The sequence below is a fragment of the Streptomyces sp. OZ13 genome, from assembly GCF_052068155.1.
Lineage (GTDB): Bacteria > Actinomycetota > Actinomycetes > Streptomycetales > Streptomycetaceae > Streptomyces.
Map to the genome: position 1 here is coordinate 270759 of NZ_JBQHCZ010000004.1, position 16655 is coordinate 287413.

At 71.2% G+C, this 16655-nt stretch carries 15 protein-coding genes; 12 read left to right on the forward strand and 3 right to left on the reverse strand.

Features of this window, described 5'->3' with window-relative positions; genetic code table 11:
- Positions 1-42: 42 nt before the first annotated feature.
- Entirely contained in the window at positions 43-387 is a 345-nt protein-coding gene (locus ACTMTU_RS11535; RefSeq protein WP_441263374.1) for a rhodanese-like domain-containing protein, read from the forward strand.
- 44 nt (positions 388-431) lie between these two features.
- Here the strand turns inward: ACTMTU_RS11535 and ACTMTU_RS11540 are convergent, their stop codons facing one another.
- On the reverse strand, positions 432-1574 hold the full coding sequence (locus ACTMTU_RS11540) for an acyl-CoA dehydrogenase family protein (RefSeq protein ID WP_441263375.1): 1143 nt from the start codon (positions 1572-1574) through the stop codon (positions 432-434).
- A 359-nt stretch (positions 1575-1933) separates the two neighbouring features.
- Between ACTMTU_RS11540 and ACTMTU_RS11545 the strand changes: the two genes are divergently transcribed.
- The 3 genes from ACTMTU_RS11545 to ACTMTU_RS11555 are packed head-to-tail and all read left to right on the forward strand — an operon-like array spanning position 1934 to position 4709.
- Positions 1934-2878, forward strand: coding sequence for a DUF5819 family protein (locus ACTMTU_RS11545; RefSeq protein ID WP_441263376.1), 945 nt, complete (start codon positions 1934-1936; stop codon positions 2876-2878).
- Positions 2875-4053 (forward strand): HTTM domain-containing protein, encoded by a 1179-nt coding sequence (locus ACTMTU_RS11550; protein WP_441263377.1) that lies wholly within the window; start codon positions 2875-2877, stop codon positions 4051-4053. Before ACTMTU_RS11545 ends, ACTMTU_RS11550 begins: the two co-directional genes overlap by 4 nt.
- A complete protein-coding gene (locus tag ACTMTU_RS11555) occupies positions 4050-4709 on the forward strand; it encodes a TrmH family RNA methyltransferase (protein WP_441263378.1) in 660 nt (219 codons plus the stop codon). The genes ACTMTU_RS11550 and ACTMTU_RS11555 overlap by 4 nt, the downstream gene beginning before the upstream one ends.
- Positions 4710-4844: 135 nt before the next feature.
- Here the strand turns inward: ACTMTU_RS11555 and paaN are convergent, their stop codons facing one another.
- Positions 4845-6521: a phenylacetic acid degradation protein PaaN gene (gene paaN, locus ACTMTU_RS11560; protein WP_441263379.1), complete on the reverse strand. Its 1677-nt coding sequence runs from the start codon at positions 6519-6521 to the stop codon at positions 4845-4847.
- A 122-nt stretch (positions 6522-6643) separates the two neighbouring features.
- Between paaN and ACTMTU_RS11565 the strand changes: the two genes are divergently transcribed.
- Complete coding sequence (locus tag ACTMTU_RS11565) at positions 6644-8182, forward strand: 3-hydroxyacyl-CoA dehydrogenase (RefSeq protein WP_441263380.1); 1539 nt, start codon at positions 6644-6646, stop codon at positions 8180-8182.
- Positions 8179-8766 carry a TetR/AcrR family transcriptional regulator gene (locus ACTMTU_RS11570; RefSeq protein ID WP_441263381.1) on the forward strand — a complete coding sequence of 196 codons (588 nt, stop codon included), beginning with the start codon at positions 8179-8181 and terminating at the stop codon, positions 8764-8766. Before ACTMTU_RS11565 ends, ACTMTU_RS11570 begins: the two co-directional genes overlap by 4 nt.
- A 52-nt stretch (positions 8767-8818) precedes the next feature.
- Here the strand turns inward: ACTMTU_RS11570 and ACTMTU_RS11575 are convergent, their stop codons facing one another.
- Positions 8819-9355, reverse strand: coding sequence for an Lrp/AsnC family transcriptional regulator (locus ACTMTU_RS11575; RefSeq protein ID WP_441263706.1), 537 nt, complete (start codon positions 9353-9355; stop codon positions 8819-8821).
- Between the two features lie 229 nt (positions 9356-9584).
- Between ACTMTU_RS11575 and pdhA the strand changes: the two genes are divergently transcribed.
- The 6 genes from pdhA (at position 9585) to ACTMTU_RS11605 (ending at position 16655) form a co-directional block, all read left to right on the forward strand.
- Positions 9585-10727, forward strand: coding sequence for a pyruvate dehydrogenase (acetyl-transferring) E1 component subunit alpha (pdhA, locus tag ACTMTU_RS11580; RefSeq protein WP_441263707.1), 1143 nt, complete (start codon positions 9585-9587; stop codon positions 10725-10727).
- On the forward strand, positions 10724-11728 hold the full coding sequence (locus ACTMTU_RS11585) for an alpha-ketoacid dehydrogenase subunit beta (RefSeq protein ID WP_441263382.1): 1005 nt from the start codon (positions 10724-10726) through the stop codon (positions 11726-11728). The genes pdhA and ACTMTU_RS11585 overlap by 4 nt, the downstream gene beginning before the upstream one ends.
- Positions 11728-13173 (forward strand): dihydrolipoamide acetyltransferase family protein, encoded by a 1446-nt coding sequence (locus ACTMTU_RS11590; RefSeq protein WP_441263383.1) that lies wholly within the window; start codon positions 11728-11730, stop codon positions 13171-13173. Before ACTMTU_RS11585 ends, ACTMTU_RS11590 begins: the two co-directional genes overlap by 1 nt.
- 88 nt (positions 13174-13261) lie before the next feature.
- Entirely contained in the window at positions 13262-14161 is a 900-nt protein-coding gene (locus tag ACTMTU_RS11595; RefSeq protein ID WP_441263384.1) for an NTP transferase domain-containing protein, read from the forward strand.
- The gene (locus ACTMTU_RS11600; RefSeq protein ID WP_441263385.1) at positions 14158-15579 is read left to right on the forward strand and encodes a molybdopterin molybdotransferase MoeA; all 1422 of its coding nucleotides are present in this window, start codon (positions 14158-14160) and stop codon (positions 15577-15579) included. Before ACTMTU_RS11595 ends, ACTMTU_RS11600 begins: the two co-directional genes overlap by 4 nt.
- The gene (locus ACTMTU_RS11605; RefSeq protein ID WP_189473223.1) at positions 15576-16655 is read left to right on the forward strand and encodes a potassium channel family protein; all 1080 of its coding nucleotides are present in this window, start codon (positions 15576-15578) and stop codon (positions 16653-16655) included. The genes ACTMTU_RS11600 and ACTMTU_RS11605 overlap by 4 nt, the downstream gene beginning before the upstream one ends.

A 16655-nucleotide genomic window follows, 5' to 3' on the forward strand; every position in this document is an offset into this window, starting at 1 on the left:
GTACGGGGCCGGCCCCCCACACGTAAGAGAGAAGGCATCACCATGAACTTCGCCCCGTTGCCCTCCGTGGAAGCCGCGGCGGTACCGGACGACGCCCTGGTGCTGGACGTCCGGGAGTCAGACGAGTGGGCTGCCGGGCATGTCGAAGGCGCGTTGCATGTGCCGATGAGCGACTTCGTGGCCCGGTTCGGACAGGTGACGGAGGCGCTGGCCGACGGGCGCCGTGCCTTTGTGATGTGCCGGGTAGGCGGTCGCTCCGCGCAGGTCACTCAGTATCTGGTGCAGCAGGGCCTCGACGCGGTGAACGTCGACGGGGGCATGCTCGCCTGGGACGGGGCGGGACGCCCCATGGTCACCGAGAACGGCAGCCCCGCCTTCGTGCTCTGACCGCCCGCGGCCCGGCGGACCGCGATCCGCCGGCGCCGGGGCGCCTAGTCGAGCGGGTGGGCGGCGAGAAGGTCGCCCAGAGCCTCCTCGTGGGCGGCGGCGGGACCGAGTGAGAGCTCGAGCTGCTTTGCCCAGGCGTGGTACCGGTGGAGCGGATAGTCGACGTCGGCGCCGAACCCGCCGTGCAGATGCTGAGCGGTCTGCACCACACGCCTCACCCCTTCCGACGCCCAGATCTTGGCCACCGCGATGTCACCCGCGGGCGGCAGTGCTCCGCCGGAGTCGGTGCCGATACGCCAGGCGGCCTGCCAGAGTGTGGCCTCCATGGCGCGCAGGTCGATGTACCGGTCGGCAGCCTGAACGGCCACGGCCTGGAAAGTGGCCACCGGGAAGCCGAACTGCTCCCGCCTGCCGGTGTATTCACCGGTCATGGCCAGCACCTGCTCCCCGAGGCCGAGCGCCAGGGCGCAGGTGCCCGTGGCGAGAAGGCCGCGGAGAAACTCCCATGCCTGCTTGTCGTCGATCAGACGGTGTTCGTCGATCCGCACCCCGTCGAGGCGGACCTCCGCCAGGCGCTCGCCGTTGGTGGAGATCTGCTCGGCCAGGGTGAGGCCGTCGTGGATCCGCGGCACGAGGGCGAGGACCGTCCTGCCGCCGCCCGTGTGGGCGGGGACGGCGAGAAGGTCCGCGTACTGTGCCCAGGGCACCGCGGTCTGCGCCCCGTCGAGGATCCAGCCGCCCGCCGACTCCGCCTCACGGTGTGCGGTGACGGCGAGTTCGGCGGCATCGTGGCCGGTGCGGCCGCTGGCTCCGGCTGTGAGCACCAGGCCGCCGCTTCCGACACGGGGCAGAACCTCTTCGCAGAGCTCGGCACTGCCGTGCCGCTCCACGGCCATGGCGACGGCGCTCGTCTCCAGCAGCGGCACGCGTGCCAGCACCTTGGCCGACTCGCGCAGTACCAGGCAGAGCGCGATGGGGTCGAGACCGGCGCCGTCGTGATCTGGCGACAGCATCAGCCCCAGCAGGCCGGCATCGGCAAGCTGGGCCCACAGCCCACGGTCGAAGTCCTCGGCGACCGCACCGGCGGTCATCGCGGGGCTCGGTACCGCGTCGGGCGCCACTGCCGAGAACACGGCCTTCGCCGCCTCCGCGGCCGCCAGGTGTTCCTCGGTGAAGGTGAAGTCCACTGCCCGCTCCTTCCAGCGACCCGCCGTTTCTGACGGACCGTCAAGATAGGTCAGGTGGGGCGGGAAGGGAATGGGCGCGGGGGCCGGGAGGGCCCTGTCGGTCGAGGGAGGCGTGGCGGGCGCGGTCGTCGCGGCGCGAGTCAGCGCGGAACCGTGGTCGACGTGGAAGCTCTCCTGGTGTCGCTGCGGCTGGTGCCCAGGGTCTCGGCGGCGCTGTGAAGACGGAGGCTGTGGCCGGCCCCGGCCCGGACCCCCCGACCGACCGGTCGTTCGGTTCATCGGCTTCAATGGTCGGGCGATGGCCCGTAGGGTGTCACCCCTGTGGATGACCGAGGTGACCGACGGGGATCGGGGCGGGGATGGACTCCTACCAGGATGAGGAAGGCAAAGGCGCCGGTTCTCCGGGTGCCGAACCGCCTCCGCTTCCCCCCGACCGGCAGCCGGAAGGCGGCCGTCCGGACGATCGCCACGAGAGCTGGCCGATAGCCCGGCTCCAGCCTCCTCCCTGCATCACCGCGGGCCACGTGCATGTCCCCGGTCCCGCAGGGCCGGTGGACCCTCCGGGCCCGGAGGATCCCGCCGAATCCTCCGCCGCCGTCCCGGCTCATTCCGGGCCGGTCGGCTCCGGCCGAGGAATGGCCGGGCTGTCCCTCCCGTACCAGGTGGCGGCAGCCCTTTCACTCGCGCTGATAGCGGCGGTGGCCTGCACCCACCTGGCGATGGTTTTCCTCCACGTGGCCCCGTCCAACACCGTGACGAAGCAGCACGGCGAGCTGGTGGACTTCTGGGTCTATCCCGAGTTCGAGCAGAACTGGAAACTCTTCGCCCCCAACCCGCTCCAGCAGAACATCGCCGTTCAGGTGCGTGCCCAGTACACGGCCGACGACGGCAGCCGCCGCACCAGCGACTGGATCGACCTGTCCGCGGAGGACGGTGCGGAAATCCGCGGCAACCCTCTTCCCAGCCACGTCCACCAGAACCAGCTCCGCCGGGCCTGGGACTTCTACGTGGGCTCCCACGACACCGGTGACAGTCCCAACGGCCTCCGCGGCCGGCTCTCGGAGAGCTACATCCGCCGCATCGTCATGCTGCGCCTCGAGCGGCACGACCTCGGTGGTCCCGTCGAGCGCATCCAGCTCCGCGCCTCGACGACATCGATCGAGGCCCCTCGGTGGAGCGACGAGAAGATCGACACCCGGCCCGTCCACCGGGAGCTCCCGTGGTGGACGGTCACCCCGGCGGATCTGCCCGGAGGCGCCGACAACAAGGACCGCGCCACCGGCCGGACGGAGGCGGCGCGGTGAAGCAGGCCCAGGAGCGCAGGTTCGCCCGCGCCGTTCAGCGCGTCACGTCCACGGCACTCGGCCCGTACCAGAGCGCCGTCGTCCGGATCGGGTTCGGTGCGACGTGGCTGCTGTTCCTGCTGACCGAGTTCCCCCACCGGCACGACCTCTACGGACCCGACGGTCCGTGGAGCTGGGAAATGGGCAAGGAGCTGATCGCGGACAACGACGCGTTCAGCGCCCTCCTGTGGTCCGACAGCACCCTTTGGTTCGAAGTCGTCTACGGCGTCGGTGTGCTGTCCAGCCTGCTCATGGTGCTCGGCTGGCGTACCCGCGCCGTGTCCGTGCTGTTCATGATCGGTGTGCTGTCCCTGCAGAACCGGTCGATCTTCGTGGGCGACGGGGGCGACAACGTCGTCCACCTCATGGCCGTCTACCTGGTGATGACGCGCTGCGCGCAGGTCTGGTCCCTGGACGCGCGGCGTGCGGCACGCCCTTCCGCGAGGGACCGTACGGGCCCGGTCCTGTGGTCCGTGCTGGGCGCCATGCTCTCCGTGGAAACGATCGTGGGCAGAGCCGGCGGGCAGCCATGGATCATGGTCCTGTTGTGGGGCGTGTGGACGGCACAGGGCCTGTGGTGGGCCCTGAACCGCTACGCGCCGGACAGCGAGCCCCGCACCTTGCTGGACGTCCTGGCGAACCTCGTGCACAACGCCGCCCTCGCCGTGATCATGGCCGAGGTCTGCGTGATCTACGCGACCGCCGGCTGGTACAAGATCCAGGGTTCACGCTGGCAGGACGGCACCGCCCTGTACTACCCGCTCAAGCTGGACTACTTCGCTCCGTGGCCGGCGCTCTCCGGGCTTCTCGCGTCCGGCGGGGTGGTGGTCATGCTGCTCACCTACGGCACCGTCATCGTGCAGGTGGCCTTCCCCTTCACCCTGTTCAACCGGCGCGTCAAGAACGTGCTGTTGGTGATCATGATGCTCGAGCACGCCGGCATCGCCGTACTGCTGGGGCTGCCGTTCTTCTCGCTGGCGATGATCGCGGCGGACGCCGTGTTCCTGCCGACCGGCTTCCTGGTCGGCCTGGGTGCCGTGGTGGTGCGCAGACGGGACCGGCTGCTGGCCGGCAGCGCCGTTCCGTCCCAGCTGCGGCGCAGAAGCGAGGACCAGCCCCGTACGCTCGTCGGGTGAGCACCACCGAAGAACCGCTGCAGTACGACGAGGGCTACGCCCCCGAGATCGGCGTCGGCCCCCACCCGCTGCCCTGGCCGCAGGACGAGCGCTACGACCCCGAGCTGCTGGCCGCGGGCGACCGCCGCAACGTCGTGGACCGGTACCGCTACTGGACACGCGAGGCGATCGTCGCCGACCTGGACACCCGCAGGCACGGGTTCCATGTGGCCGTGGAGAACTGGGGCCACGACTTCAACATCGGCTCAGTGGTGCGCACCGCCAACGCGTTCCTGGCCAGGGAGATCCACATCGTCGGACGCCGGCGCTGGAACAGGCGCGGCGCGATGGTCACCGACCGGTACCAGCACGTGCGGCACCATCCGGACACGGCCTCGCTGACGGACTGGGCGGCCGCCGAGGACCTGCCGATCATCGGAATCGACAATCTGCCGGGGGCCGTGCCCATCGAGCGGACGGAGCTGCCTCGCCGGTGCGTGCTTCTCTTCGGCCAGGAGGGCCCCGGACTCACCGAGGAGGCCCGCAAGCACGCGTCCATGGTGTGCTCGATCGCGCAGTTCGGTTCGACGCGATCCATCAACGCGGGCGCGGCGGCTGCCATCGCGATGCATGCCTGGGTGCAGCGGTACGCCGATGTGCCGGCTCCGCGGGAATGACCGCGGCTTCCATCTGAGAACCCGGGAGCGAGAACTCAGGGGGCAGGGCGACCTGCCGGACGGGGCCTGTGCGGTGGAGCACGGCCCCGCCCTGAGGGACTGCGGGGGTGCGGCCCCCGCAGTCCCCGCGGCGCGTCAGGCCTGGCGGCGGACCTCCACCACACGGAAGCGGTTGGCGACGAACGCGGCGTCGCACAGGGCCGCGTTCGCGGCGGGGTTGCCGCCGGAGCCGTGGAAGTCGGAGAACGCGGCGGTCTGGTTGACGTACACCCCGCCGGTCAGGTTCAACGAGAGCTGCGCCGACTCCTCGAAACAGACGTCCTCGATCGCGCGCTCCGTCTCCGCTGACGTGGTGTACGCCCCGACCGTCATCGCACCCTTCTCGCGGACCGTGCGGCGCAGGAGGTCCAGGGCGTCGGCCGTGGAGTCCACGGCCACCACGAAGGAGACCGGGCCGAAGCACTCGGAGAGATACGCGGGCTCGTTGTCCGTGGACTCCCAGTACTTACGGGCGCCGTCGAGCTTCACGATCACCGGGGTACGTACCGTCGCGCCCGGGAAGTCGGGGTTGGGAACCTCCCGCGACTCGAGAGCCACCTCGCCCAGGTCGGCCGCAGCCTCGAGCCGCGCCTTCACGTCGGGGTTGACCAGGGCGCCCAGCAGCGCGTTCGCCCGGGCGTCGTCGCCGAGCAGACCGCCGACGGCGGCCGCCAGGTCCGATGCGACCTCGTCGTAGCTCTTGGGGCCCGACTCGGTGGAGATGCCGTCCCTCGGGATCAGGACGTTCTGCGGGGTGGTGCACATCTGGCCGCTGTACAGGGACAGCGAGAAGGCCAGGTTGGACAGCATTCCCTTGTAGTCGTCGGTGGAGTCGATGACGATCGTGTTGACGCCGGCCTTCTCCGTGTAGACCTGCGCCTGACGGGCGTTGGCCTCCAGCCACTCGCCGAAGTCGGTGGAGCCCGTGTAGTCGATGATCTTGATTTCGGGGCGAGTCGCGAGGATCTTCGCGATGCCCTCGTCCGGACGCTCGACGGCGAGGCAGACCAGGTTCGGGTCGAAGCCGGCCTCTGCGAGCACCTCGCGGGCCACCTTCACGGTCAGGGCCAGCGGGAGCACGGCACGGGGATGAGGCTTCACCAGGACCGGGTTGCCCGTGGCCAGGGAGGCGAAGAGGCCAGGGTAGCCGTTCCACGTCGGGAAGGTGTTGCAGCCGATCACCAGCGCGATGCCGCGTCCAGCGGTCGTGAACGTCTTCCGGAGTTGCAGCGGGTCGCGCTTGCCCTGGGGCTTGGACCAGTCCGCGGCGGCGGGGGTGCGGGTCTGCTCCGCGTACGCGTAGGCCACGGCCTCGAGGCCGCGGTCCTGGGCGTGCGGGCCGCCGGCCTGGAACGCCATCATGAAGGCCTGCCCGCTGGTGTGCATCACCGCGTGCGCGAACTCATGGGTGCGGGCGCTGATCCGGGAGAGGATCTCCAGGCAGACAAGGGCTCGCGTCTCGGGGCCGGCCTCGCGCCAGCCCGCCGTCCCGGCGCGCATCGCGGGGAGCAGTACGTCCAGGTCCGGGTGCGGATACTCGATCCCCAGCTCCGGTCCGTACGGAGAGACCTCGCTGCCGGTCCAGCCGTCGGTGCCCGGCTGGTCCAGGTCGAAGCGGGAGCCCCGAAGCGCCTCGAAGGCGGCCAGGCCGTCGGCGGGTGCGCTCTCGCCGTAGGCCTTGGGGTGCTCAGGGTGCGGAGACCAGTACGCCCGCGTACGGATCGCCTCGAGGGCCTGGTCGAGCGTGGGCCGGTGGGTCTCGGTCAGCTGCATGCGGACCAACTCCTCGTCGAGCTGGGCAGGGGAGTGATGACAGAGTTAGAGTAACCGAACGATCGGTCGGTACAAGGGGGCCTGTCGAACCTGTGGACAACTCATCGGGGAGGATCGCCTCCATGACCGCCATCGACTCCACGACCGCGATCGGCACGAGCCGCACCGTCGCCGTCGTCGGCACCGGAACCATGGGCCAGGGGATCGCACAGGTGGCCCTGGTCGCAGGCCATCCCGTACGCCTCCACGACGCCGTTCCCGGCCGGGCCCAGGAGGCCGCGGAGACGATCGGCGGGCGCCTGGACCGGCTCGTCGAGAAGGGGCGGATGACGCCCGCGGAGCGCGACGACGCCCGCGGTCGGCTGCTCCCAGCCACGGACATCTCGGAGCTCGCCGACGCGGCGCTCGTCATCGAGGCCGTACTGGAACAGCTCCCGGTCAAGCAGGAACTGTTCACGGCGCTTGAGGAGACCGTCGCCGACGACTGCCTTCTCGCCACCAACACCTCTTCTCTCTCCGTCACGGCCGTCGCCGGCACGCTGCGCAGGCCCGGCCGCTTCGTCGGCCTGCACTTCTTCAATCCGGCGCCCCTCCTCCCCCTCGTCGAGGTCGTCAGCGGCCACGCCACCGACGAGGCGGCGGCCGAACGGGCCCTGGCCACCGTCACCGCCTGGGGCAAGACCCCCGTGCGCTGCGCGGACACGCCCGGCTTCATCGTCAACCGCATCGCGCGCCCCTTCTATGCGGAGGCCTTCGCCGTCCACGAGGAGCGTGGCGCCGACCCGGCGACCATCGACGCGGTGCTGCGAGAGTGCGGCGGTTTCCGGATGGGGGCCTTCGAGCTGACCGATCTGATCGGTCAGGACGTCAATGAAGCGGTCACCCGTTCCGTCTGGGACTCCTTCTTCCAGAACCCGAAGTTCACGCCGTCGCTGGCGCAGCGCCGGCTCGTCGAGTCGGGCCGCCACGGCCGCAAGTCCGGGCACGGCTGGTTCTCGTACGCACAAGGCGCCGAGCGCCCCCGGCCGCAGACTCAGCCGCCCGCCGCGGCTCCCACGAGCGTGGTCGTGCAAGGCGGTCTCGGACCCGCGGAGCCGTTGGCGGAACTGATCGAGCGGGCCGGAATCACCGTCCACCGCAGGGAGGGCGACGGCTGCATATCCCTCCCCGGCGGCGCGGAACTCGGTCTGGTGGACGGGGAGACTTCGTTCGAGTTCGACGACGGGATCGTGTACTTCGACCTCGCCCTGGACTACGAGAAGGCGACGCGCATCGCCCTTTCCACGTCCGAGAGCACGCTCAGGAACATGCCCGGCGCGGTGGAGGAGGCCGTCGGCCTCTTCCAGGCCATCGGCAAGGATGTCTCGCTGATCGGGGACGTACCGGGCATGATCGTCGCCCGTACGGTGGCGATGCTGGCGGATTTGGCAGCCGACGCCGTCGACCGCGATGTCGCTTCGGGCCCGGACATCGACACCGCGATGAAGCTCGGCGTCAACTACCCGGCCGGGCCGCTGGAGTGGGGCGAGAAGCTCGGCTTCGAGCGGGTGCGTGCGCTGCTCGACGCCCTTCACGAGCGCTACCCCACCGGCCGGTACGCACCGTCCCTGGCGACCGCGCGCCGCGCCCACGCCGACAACGACGAGGCGGCCGGCCGATGACCACAGTCAGGCGGGACGCGTACACGCCGGAGACGCTGCTGACCGTCGCGGTGCGGATCTTCAACGAGCGTGGCTACGACGGCACTTCCATGGAGCACCTGTCCAAGGCGGCCGGCATCTCCAAATCGTCGATCTACCATCACGTCGCGGGCAAGGAAGAGTTGCTTCGCCGGGCCGTCAGCCGGGCGCTGGAATCCTTGTTCGCGATCCTTGACGAGAACGGCGCCCGGCATGGTCGCGCCATCGAGCGGGTGGAGTACGTCACCCGGCGGACGGTCGAGGTGCTGGTGGCCGAACTGCCCTACGTGACACTGCTGCTGCGGGTCAGAGGGAACACGAAGACCGAACGCTGGGCGCTCGAGCGTCGCCGTGAGTTCGACCAGCGCGTCGCGGACCTGCTGAAGGCGGCCGCCGCGGACGGCGACCTGCGGGCCGACGTCGACATCCGGCTGGCGACGCGACTGCTCTTCGGCATGGTGAACTCGCTGGTCGAGTGGTATCGCCCGCATCCGGGCGGCGGCTACGACGCGGACCAGGTGGCGGAGACGGTCGTGCAGATCGCGTTCGACGGGCTGCGCACCTGATCCGTCCGGCCGCACGGGGGAGCGGCATCAGAAGGTTTCCCCGGGCCGGCCGTCAGAGCGGATCGGCATCCTGACCCGCCGCGGCCCCGGAACCGGGGGCCGGGCCCGGGCCGGGATCGAGGTCCGTCTCCTCGAACACCAGCAGCGTCCGGGTCGACAGCACCTCCGGGATGGCCTGGAGCCTGGTCAGTACCAGTTCCCGCAAGGTGCGGTTGTCGGGCGTGTGCACCAGCAGAAGGACGTCGAAGTCCCCGCTGACGAGCGCGATGTGCGCGGCGCCGGGGAGCGCCTGCAGTTGTTCCCTGACCGTCCGCCACGAGTTCTGCACGATCTTGAGGGTGATGTAGGCCGAGGCCCCCTGGCCGGCCCGCTCGTGGTTCACCCGCGCGCTGAACCCGCGGATCACGCCGTCGTCGATCAGCCGGTTGATCCGGGCGTACGCGTTGGCACGGGACACATGCACCCGGTCGGCGACGGAGCGTATGGAAGCGCGGCCATCCGTCTGGAGCATGCGCAGGATGTCGCGGTCGATGGCGTCCAGCGGGCGCGGCGGCGGGGTCTGCCCCGTGCGGTCCCCACCGTCGGCCATTTGTTCAGCTGCCATGTCCCCCCGCCTTCCTAGCTTGGACGACCTGCCTCCATCTCATGCTGTGGAGAACCGTTTGTCCACAGGCTGCCCGTGCCTGTAGCCAAAATGCGTCCACGACCGAACAATCGGTAGGTGAGGCGCGCCACACACCCGTGCGCCGCCGCCCCGTGTTCTTCATCGCTTTCGTCGTCGCTCCCACGAGGAGGTGCTCGCGTTGAGAAAGAGCAGCATGACGGTCCAGGAGCTGCCCGGTTCCGCTGCCGCCGCCTACCGGCCCACACCGCCCCCGGCGTGGCAGCCCCGCACCGACCCTGCGCCGCTGCTCCCCGATCCCGAGCCGTACCGCGTGCTCGGCACGGAAGCCGCTGCCTCCGCCGACCCCGAGCTGCTGCTCCGGCTCTACGCGGAGCTGGTGCGCGGCCGCAGGTACAACACCCAGGCGACCGCGCTCACCAAGCAGGGCCGGCTCGCCGTCTACCCCTCGAGCACCGGGCAGGAGGCCTGCGAGGTCGGTGCCGCGCTCGCGCTCGAGGAGCGGGACTGGCTCTTCCCGAGCTACCGCGACACCCTCGCGGCCGTGGCCCGCGGCCTGGACCCGGTCCAGGCCCTGACACTGCTCCGCGGCGACTGGCACACCGGATACGACCCGCACGAGCACCGCGTCGCACCGCTGTGCACACCCCTCGCCACGCAGCTGCCCCACGCGGTGGGACTCGCGCACGCCGCCCGGCTCAAGGGCGACGACGTCGTGGCGCTGGCCATGATCGGAGACGGCGGCACCAGCGAGGGCGACTTCCACGAGGCCCTGAACTTCGCCGCCGTGTGGAACGCCCCGGTGGTCTTCCTCGTGCAGAACAACGGCTTCGCGATCTCCGTCCCGCTGGCCAAGCAGACCGCTGCGCCCTCCCTCGCCCACAAGGCCGTCGGTTACGGCATGCCGGGCCGGCTCGTCGACGGCAACGACGCGGTCGCGGTGCACGAAGTGCTCGGCCAGGCCGTTGCCCGCGCCCGTCGCGGCGGCGGACCCACCCTGATCGAGGCGGTCACCTACCGCATGGACGCCCACACCAACGCGGACGACGCCACCCGCTACCGCGCGGACAGCGAGGTCGAGACCTGGCGGGCGCACGACCCGATCCAGCTCCTGGAGCGGGAGCTGACCGAGCGGGGACTGCTCGACGACGGGACCAGGCAGGCCGCCGCCGAGGCGGCGGAGACCATGGCGGCCGATCTCCGGGAGCGGATGAACGCCGACCCGGTACTGAACCCGATGGATCTTTTCGAGCACGTCTACGCCCGGCAGACCACGCAGCTGCGTGAGCAGGCCGCGCTGCTCCGGGCCGAGCTGGACGCTGAGGAAGAGGCACGATGACCACGGCCGCGGTGAAGCCCGCAACCATGGCCCAGGCCCTGCAGCGCGCGATGCGCGACGCGATGGCCGAGGACCCGACCGTCCATGTCATGGGAGAGGACGTCGGCACGCTCGGCGGCGTCTTCCGGGTCACGGACGGACTCGCCAAGGAGTTCGGCGAGGACCGGTGCACGGACACCCCACTGGCCGAGGCGGGCATTCTCGGCACCGCCGTCGGCATGGCGATGTACGGACTGCGGCCGGTCGTGGAAATGCAGTTCGACGCCTTCGCATACCCGGCGTTCGAGCAGCTCATCAGCCATGTCGCCCGCATGCGCAACCGCACCAAGGGCGGCATGCCGATGCCGATCACCGTGCGCGTGCCGTACGGCGGCGGGATCGGCGGAGTCGAGCACCACAGCGACTCCTCCGAGGCGTACTACATGGCGACCCCCGGCCTGCACGTCGTCACTCCGGCCACGGTCGAGGACGCGTACGGACTGCTCCGTGCCTCCATCGCCTCCGACGACCCCGTCGTCTTCCTCGAGCCCAAGCGGCTGTACTGGTCCAAGGCGGAGTGGTCGCCGGAGGCGCCGGCCGCCGTGGAGCCGATCGGGCGTGCCGTGGTGCGCCGCTCCGGGCGCAGCGCCACGCTCATCACCTACGGCCCTTCCGTGCCGGTGTGCATGGAGGCGGCGGAGGCCGCGGCGGCGGAGGGCTGGGACCTGGAGGTCGTCGACCTGCGTTCCCTGGTGCCGTTCGACGACGAGACGGTCTGCGCGTCGGTGCGGCGCACCGGCCGGGCGGTCGTCGTCCATGAGTCGACCGGCTTCGGCGGACCCGGTGGAGAGATCGCGGCCCGGGTGACCGAGCGCTGCTTCCACCACCTGGAGGCGCCGGTGCTCCGGGTCGCCGGTTTCGACATCCCGTACCCGCCGCCGATGCTGGAGCGGCATCATCTGCCGGGAGTCGACCGCGTGCTGGACGCGGTGGCGCGGTTGCAGTGGGAGGCGGCGAGCTGATGGCCCAGGTGCTCGAATTCAAGCTTCCCGATCTCGGGGAAGGGCTCACCGAGGCGGAGATCGTCCGCTGGCTGGTGTCGGTCGGCGACGTGGTCGCGATCGACCAGCCCGTGGTCGAGGTCGAGACGGCCAAGGCCATGGTGGAAGTGCCCTGCCCGTACGGCGGCGTGGTGACCGCTCGCTTCGGCGAGGAAGGCACGGAGCTGCCCGTCGGCGCACCGCTGATCACCGTGGCGGTAGGGGCGACGGAGACCCCCGGCGCGGACGCCTCCGCCGGTGGAGGAGCGGCGCCCGCGCGTCCGGAAGCCTCCCCGTCGTCCGGAGACGGCGCGGAGTCGTCCGGCAACGTCCTGGTCGGTTACGGGACCGGCGCTCCCGCTGCGCGGCGACGCCGTATCCGGCCCGCGGCTCCGGCGGCCTCGGTCGTGGAGCAGACGCACGGCCCCGGCCGGGACGCCGGACACACGGCAGCTCCGGCTCAGGTCCGGTCGTCCGCCACGTCCCACACTGCCGGCGGGACGTCCACCGTCGCACCGAGCAAGGTCCACGGCGCCGCGGCCGTGCCGCAGGACGGTCCGGTGGCCGTCATCTCTCCCCTGGTCCGCAAGCTCGCACGCGAGCACGGCGTCGACCTGCGGGCGCTCACCGGCTCGGGCCCCGACGGCCTGATCCTGCGGGCCGACGTCGAGCGTGCCCTGCGTGCTCCCGAGACGGTCGCCGCGCCGCCCGCCGCCGCGGCAGCTGCCGGCAAGGCGCAGGGCGAGCGTGTCCCGCTGCGCGGGGTGCGCGGCGCGGTGGCCGACAAGCTGTCGCGCAGCCGTCGCGAGATCCCGGACGCCACCTGCTGGGTCGACGCGGACGCGACCGAACTGATGGCCGCACGCGCGGCGATGAACGCCGCGGGCGGACCGAAGATCTCGCTGCTGGCGCTGCTGGCCCGCATCTGCACCGCCGCCCTGGAGCGCCACCCGGAGCTCAACTCCACGGTCGACATGGACGCCCGGGAGATCGTGCGGCTGCCCGGAGTGCACCTCGGCTTCGCGGCGCAGACCGACCGCGGACTGGTCGTTCCCGTCGTGAAGGACGCCCACAAGCGCTCGGCGGAGTCGCTGACGGCCGAGTTCGCCAGGCTCACCGAGGCAGCCCGCCAAGGGGCGCTCACCCCGGCGGACCTGACCGGCGGCACCTTTACGCTGAACAACTACGGAGTGTTCGGTGTGGACGGATCCACGCCGATCATCAACCACCCCGAGGCCGCGATGCTCGGCGTCGGCAGGATCGTGCCGAAGCCGTGGGTGCACCAGGGCGAACTGGCCGTCCGGCAGGTCGTCCAGCTCTCGCTCACGTTCGACCACCGGGTCTGCGACGGCGGCACCGCCGGAGGATTCCTGCGCTACGTGGCCGACTGCGTGGAGCACCCCTCGGTGCTGCTGCGCACCCTCTAAGGAGCAGGCACAGCCGCGGAGGGCCCGCGGCGGCAGAAAGATCGAACCGGGCCTCCCCGCCCGCAGGATCGCGGACCATACTTCAGGAATGACCGCGACTACCGCGTACGACGCCATCGTGCTCGCCGGAGGTGCCGCCAAGCGGCTGGGCGGGGCGGACAAGCCGGCGGTGAGCGTGGGCGGGCGGGCCCTGCTCGACCGCGTTCTCGCGGCCTGCCGTGACGCCGGCCGCACCGTGGTCGTCGGCGGGCGCAGGCCCACCGCCCGTCCCGTCGTGTGGGCGCGCGAGGAGCCGGCCGGAGGCGGCCCGCTGGCGGCGCTCGACGCCGGCGTACGGCACACCGCGGCCGAGTCCCTCCTCGTGCTCTCGGCCGATCTTCCGTTCCTCCGTGAGGGGACGGTGCGCAGACTGGTGGACGCCCTCGCCGCGCGGGACGGCGAGGGCGTCGTTCTGACCGACGTCGACGGCCGTGACCAGCCCCTCGTGGCCGCTTACCGCGCTGAGCCCCTTCGACGTGAACTTGCTCTCCTCGCAGCCGAATACGGGAGCCTTTCAGGACTGCCGCTGCGTCTACTGACCCGAGAACTGGACCTGGCCCGGATCGAGTCCGACCCTCTCGCCTCCTTCGACTGCGACACCTGGGAGGACATCTCAACAGCCCGGGCCCGCATCAGGGAGCATGTGAACGTGCTGGACGAATGGATCAACGCAGTCAAGGACGAGCTCGGCATCGAGCTGGACGTCGACACCCATGTCCTTCTCGACCTCGCCCGCGACGCCGCCCACGGTGTCGCGCGCCCCGCCGCACCACTGACCACCTTCCTGGTGGGCTACGCGGCGGCCAAGGCAGAGGGCGGACCCGAGGCTGTCGCGGAGGCCGCCCGCAAGGCGGCCGCGCTGGCTGCACGCTGGGCCGAGGAGGCGGAGCAGGGCGCCCGGCCGGACGACCCGGCAGCGGGCGCGAGCGGTGGTGACGCAGCCCGATGACCGGTCACGATAGCCAGGCCGCGGCAGCGGCCGGCAGCGAGCAGCCGGCACCCACCGCCGGCGCGGCCCCACCCGACGCGGGCGACCTGGACGGGGTCGACGAAGCGCTGGCCCTGGTCGGTCCGAGGCCGGGTGACGGAACCGGCCCGGCCGGCGACGCTGCCCCTCCCGCGGGCGTCGCCCGCCCGCACCGCCACCGTGCCGCCGCATGGCCCGACGCACGGTCCCGGGCGGCACAGGCCGGTCACGCGGCCGTCCCCCGTACCCACCGTGTGCCGCTGGACGAGGCGCTGGGGCAGGTGCTCGCCGAGCCGCTCACGGCACTGTGCGACCTTCCCTCCTTCGACACCTCCGCCATGGACGGCTGGGCGGTGGCGGGCCCCGGTCCCTGGGCGCTCCGCGGTGACGGATCGATCCTCGCCGGCCATGGCGACAGCGGGCCGCTGCCCGACGGCACGGCGGTACGGATCGCCACAGGCGCCCGCGTTCCACCGGAAACCACCGCCGTCATCCGCAGTGAACACGCCCGGGTCGACACCGCCGCGCAGCAGCTCCACGCCGATCGTGAGGTGATCCCCGGACAGGACATCCGCGCCCGAGGCCAGGAGTGCCGGACGGGCGACCGACTGCTGCCGGCCCTGGCCGTGGTGACACCGCCGGTGCTCGGGCTCGCAGCCGCCGCCGGATACGACGAACTCGTCACATTCGCCCGTCCCCGCGTGGAGATCCTCGTACTCGGCGACGAGCTGCTCACCTCCTCCCTGCCCCACGACGGCCTGATCCGTGACGCTCTCGGGCCGATGATCGGTCCGTGGCTGCGTGCCCTGGGCGCGGAGGTACTGGCCACACGCCGGCTCGGAGACGACGCCGAGGCCCTCCACAGGGCGGTCACCACCTCCGAGGCGGACGTGGTGATCACCACGGGCGGTACGGCGGCCGGCCCCGTCGACCATGTCCATCCGGTCCTGCGGAAGGCGGGGGCGGAGCTGCTGGTCGACCAGGTTGCGGTACGACCCGGGCATCCGATGCTGCTGGCGCGGCTGGCTCCGGGGAAGTACCTGGTGGGTCTGCCGGGCAACCCCCTGGCCGCCGTCTCCGGTCTCCTGACGCTGGCCGAGCCGCTGCTGCGGGGCCTCGCGGGCCGGCCCGCCCCAGCGGCGTACAGCGCCCCCCTGAAGGGCGAGGTGCACGGCCACCCGCACGACACCCGGCTCGTTCCCGTCGTGCACCGGGAGGACCGGCTGGTCCCCCTGCACTACAACGGCCCCGCCATGCTGCGAGGCATCGCGGCCGCGGACGGGCTCGCCGTCGTCCCTCCGGGAGGCGCGAGAGCCGGCGACGACCTGGAGGTTCTCGACCTGCCCTGGGCCACCTTGGCGCCTTGGACCACCTCGGACGCGGGAAGGTGTTTCACGTGAAACTTCCCGGCCAGGACGCCATGGCCCGGCATGCGGATGAGCACCTCGTCAGCGGCCGTGTGAAACTGCCCCGGCGAATCGTCGAGCGTCCGCTGCGCCAGGTGAGCAAGCGGCTGCTGATGGCGCTGATGGTGCTCGCCATCACGGTGTTCATCGTCTGGACCGACCGAGCCGGCTATCACGACAATTCGGACGAGAAGGTCACATTCCTCGACGCCGTCTACTACGCCACGGTCACTCTCTCCACCACCGGCTACGGAGACATCGTTCCGTACAGCGACGGGGCACGGCTCACCAACGTGCTGCTGATCACGCCGCTCCGCGTTCTCTTTCTCATCATCCTGGTCGGCACCACTCTCGAGGTCCTCACGGAACGCACCCGGGAGGAGTGGCGGCTGAACCGCTGGAGGTCCAACTTGCGTGAGCACACCGTCATCGTCGGCTTCGGCACGAAGGGACGATCGGCGATGCAGACGCTCTGTGCCACAGGGCTGAGGAAGGACCAGATCGTCATCGTCGACCCGAGCGCCAAGGTGATCGAAGCCGCCAACGCGGAGGGTTTCGTCGGCGTCGTCGGCGACGCGACGCGCAGTGACGTCCTGATCCGTGCCGAACTGCAGAAGGCCCGGCAGATCGTGGTCGCACCCCAGCGGGACGACACCGCGGTCCTGGTCACCCTCACCGCCCGCCAGCTCAACCGTGGCGCGAAGATCGTCGCCGCGGTCCGCGAGGAGGAGAACGCTCCGTTGCTCCGTCAGTCCGGGGCGGACGCAGTGATCACCAGCTCCGGCGCGGCCGGCCGACTGCTCGGCCTGTCCGTCCTGAGCCCCAGCGCGGGAACGGTGATGGAGGACCTGATCCAGCAGGGCAGCGGTCTCGATCTGATCGAGCGGCCGGTGATAAAGGCCGAAGTGGGCCGCAGTGTCCGCGAGACGGAGGACCTGGTCGTGTCCGTGCTGCGCGGCCACCGCCTGCTGGGATACGACGATCCGGCCGCGAGCCCGCTGCAGCTCACCGACCGGCTCATCACCATCGTGCGGGCGCAGAACGACTCCGCACCGAACTCGTCCGAGTAG

Excerpts from the sequence above, each read along its gene's own strand:
- ACTMTU_RS11595 (WP_441263384.1), top strand. The coding sequence starts at position 13,262 with ATGACCGCGACTACCGCGTACGACGCCATCGTGCTCGCCGGAGGTGCC.
- ACTMTU_RS11535 (WP_441263374.1), top strand. The coding sequence starts at position 43 with ATGAACTTCGCCCCGTTGCCCTCCGTGGAAGCCGCGGCGGTACCGGAC.
- ACTMTU_RS11570 (WP_441263381.1), top strand. The coding sequence starts at position 8,179 with ATGACCACAGTCAGGCGGGACGCGTACACGCCGGAGACGCTGCTGACC.
- ACTMTU_RS11575 (WP_441263706.1), bottom strand. The coding sequence starts at position 9,355 with ATGGCCGACGGTGGGGACCGCACGGGGCAGACCCCGCCGCCGCGCCCG.
- ACTMTU_RS11565 (WP_441263380.1), top strand. The coding sequence starts at position 6,644 with ATGACCGCCATCGACTCCACGACCGCGATCGGCACGAGCCGCACCGTC.
- ACTMTU_RS11545 (WP_441263376.1), top strand. The coding sequence starts at position 1,934 with ATGGACTCCTACCAGGATGAGGAAGGCAAAGGCGCCGGTTCTCCGGGT.
- ACTMTU_RS11600 (WP_441263385.1), top strand. The coding sequence starts at position 14,158 with ATGACCGGTCACGATAGCCAGGCCGCGGCAGCGGCCGGCAGCGAGCAG.
- ACTMTU_RS11585 (WP_441263382.1), top strand. The coding sequence starts at position 10,724 with ATGACCACGGCCGCGGTGAAGCCCGCAACCATGGCCCAGGCCCTGCAG.
- paaN (WP_441263379.1), bottom strand. The coding sequence starts at position 6,521 with ATGCAGCTGACCGAGACCCACCGGCCCACGCTCGACCAGGCCCTCGAG.
- ACTMTU_RS11590 (WP_441263383.1), top strand. The coding sequence starts at position 11,728 with ATGGCCCAGGTGCTCGAATTCAAGCTTCCCGATCTCGGGGAAGGGCTC.
- pdhA (WP_441263707.1), top strand. The coding sequence starts at position 9,585 with ATGACGGTCCAGGAGCTGCCCGGTTCCGCTGCCGCCGCCTACCGGCCC.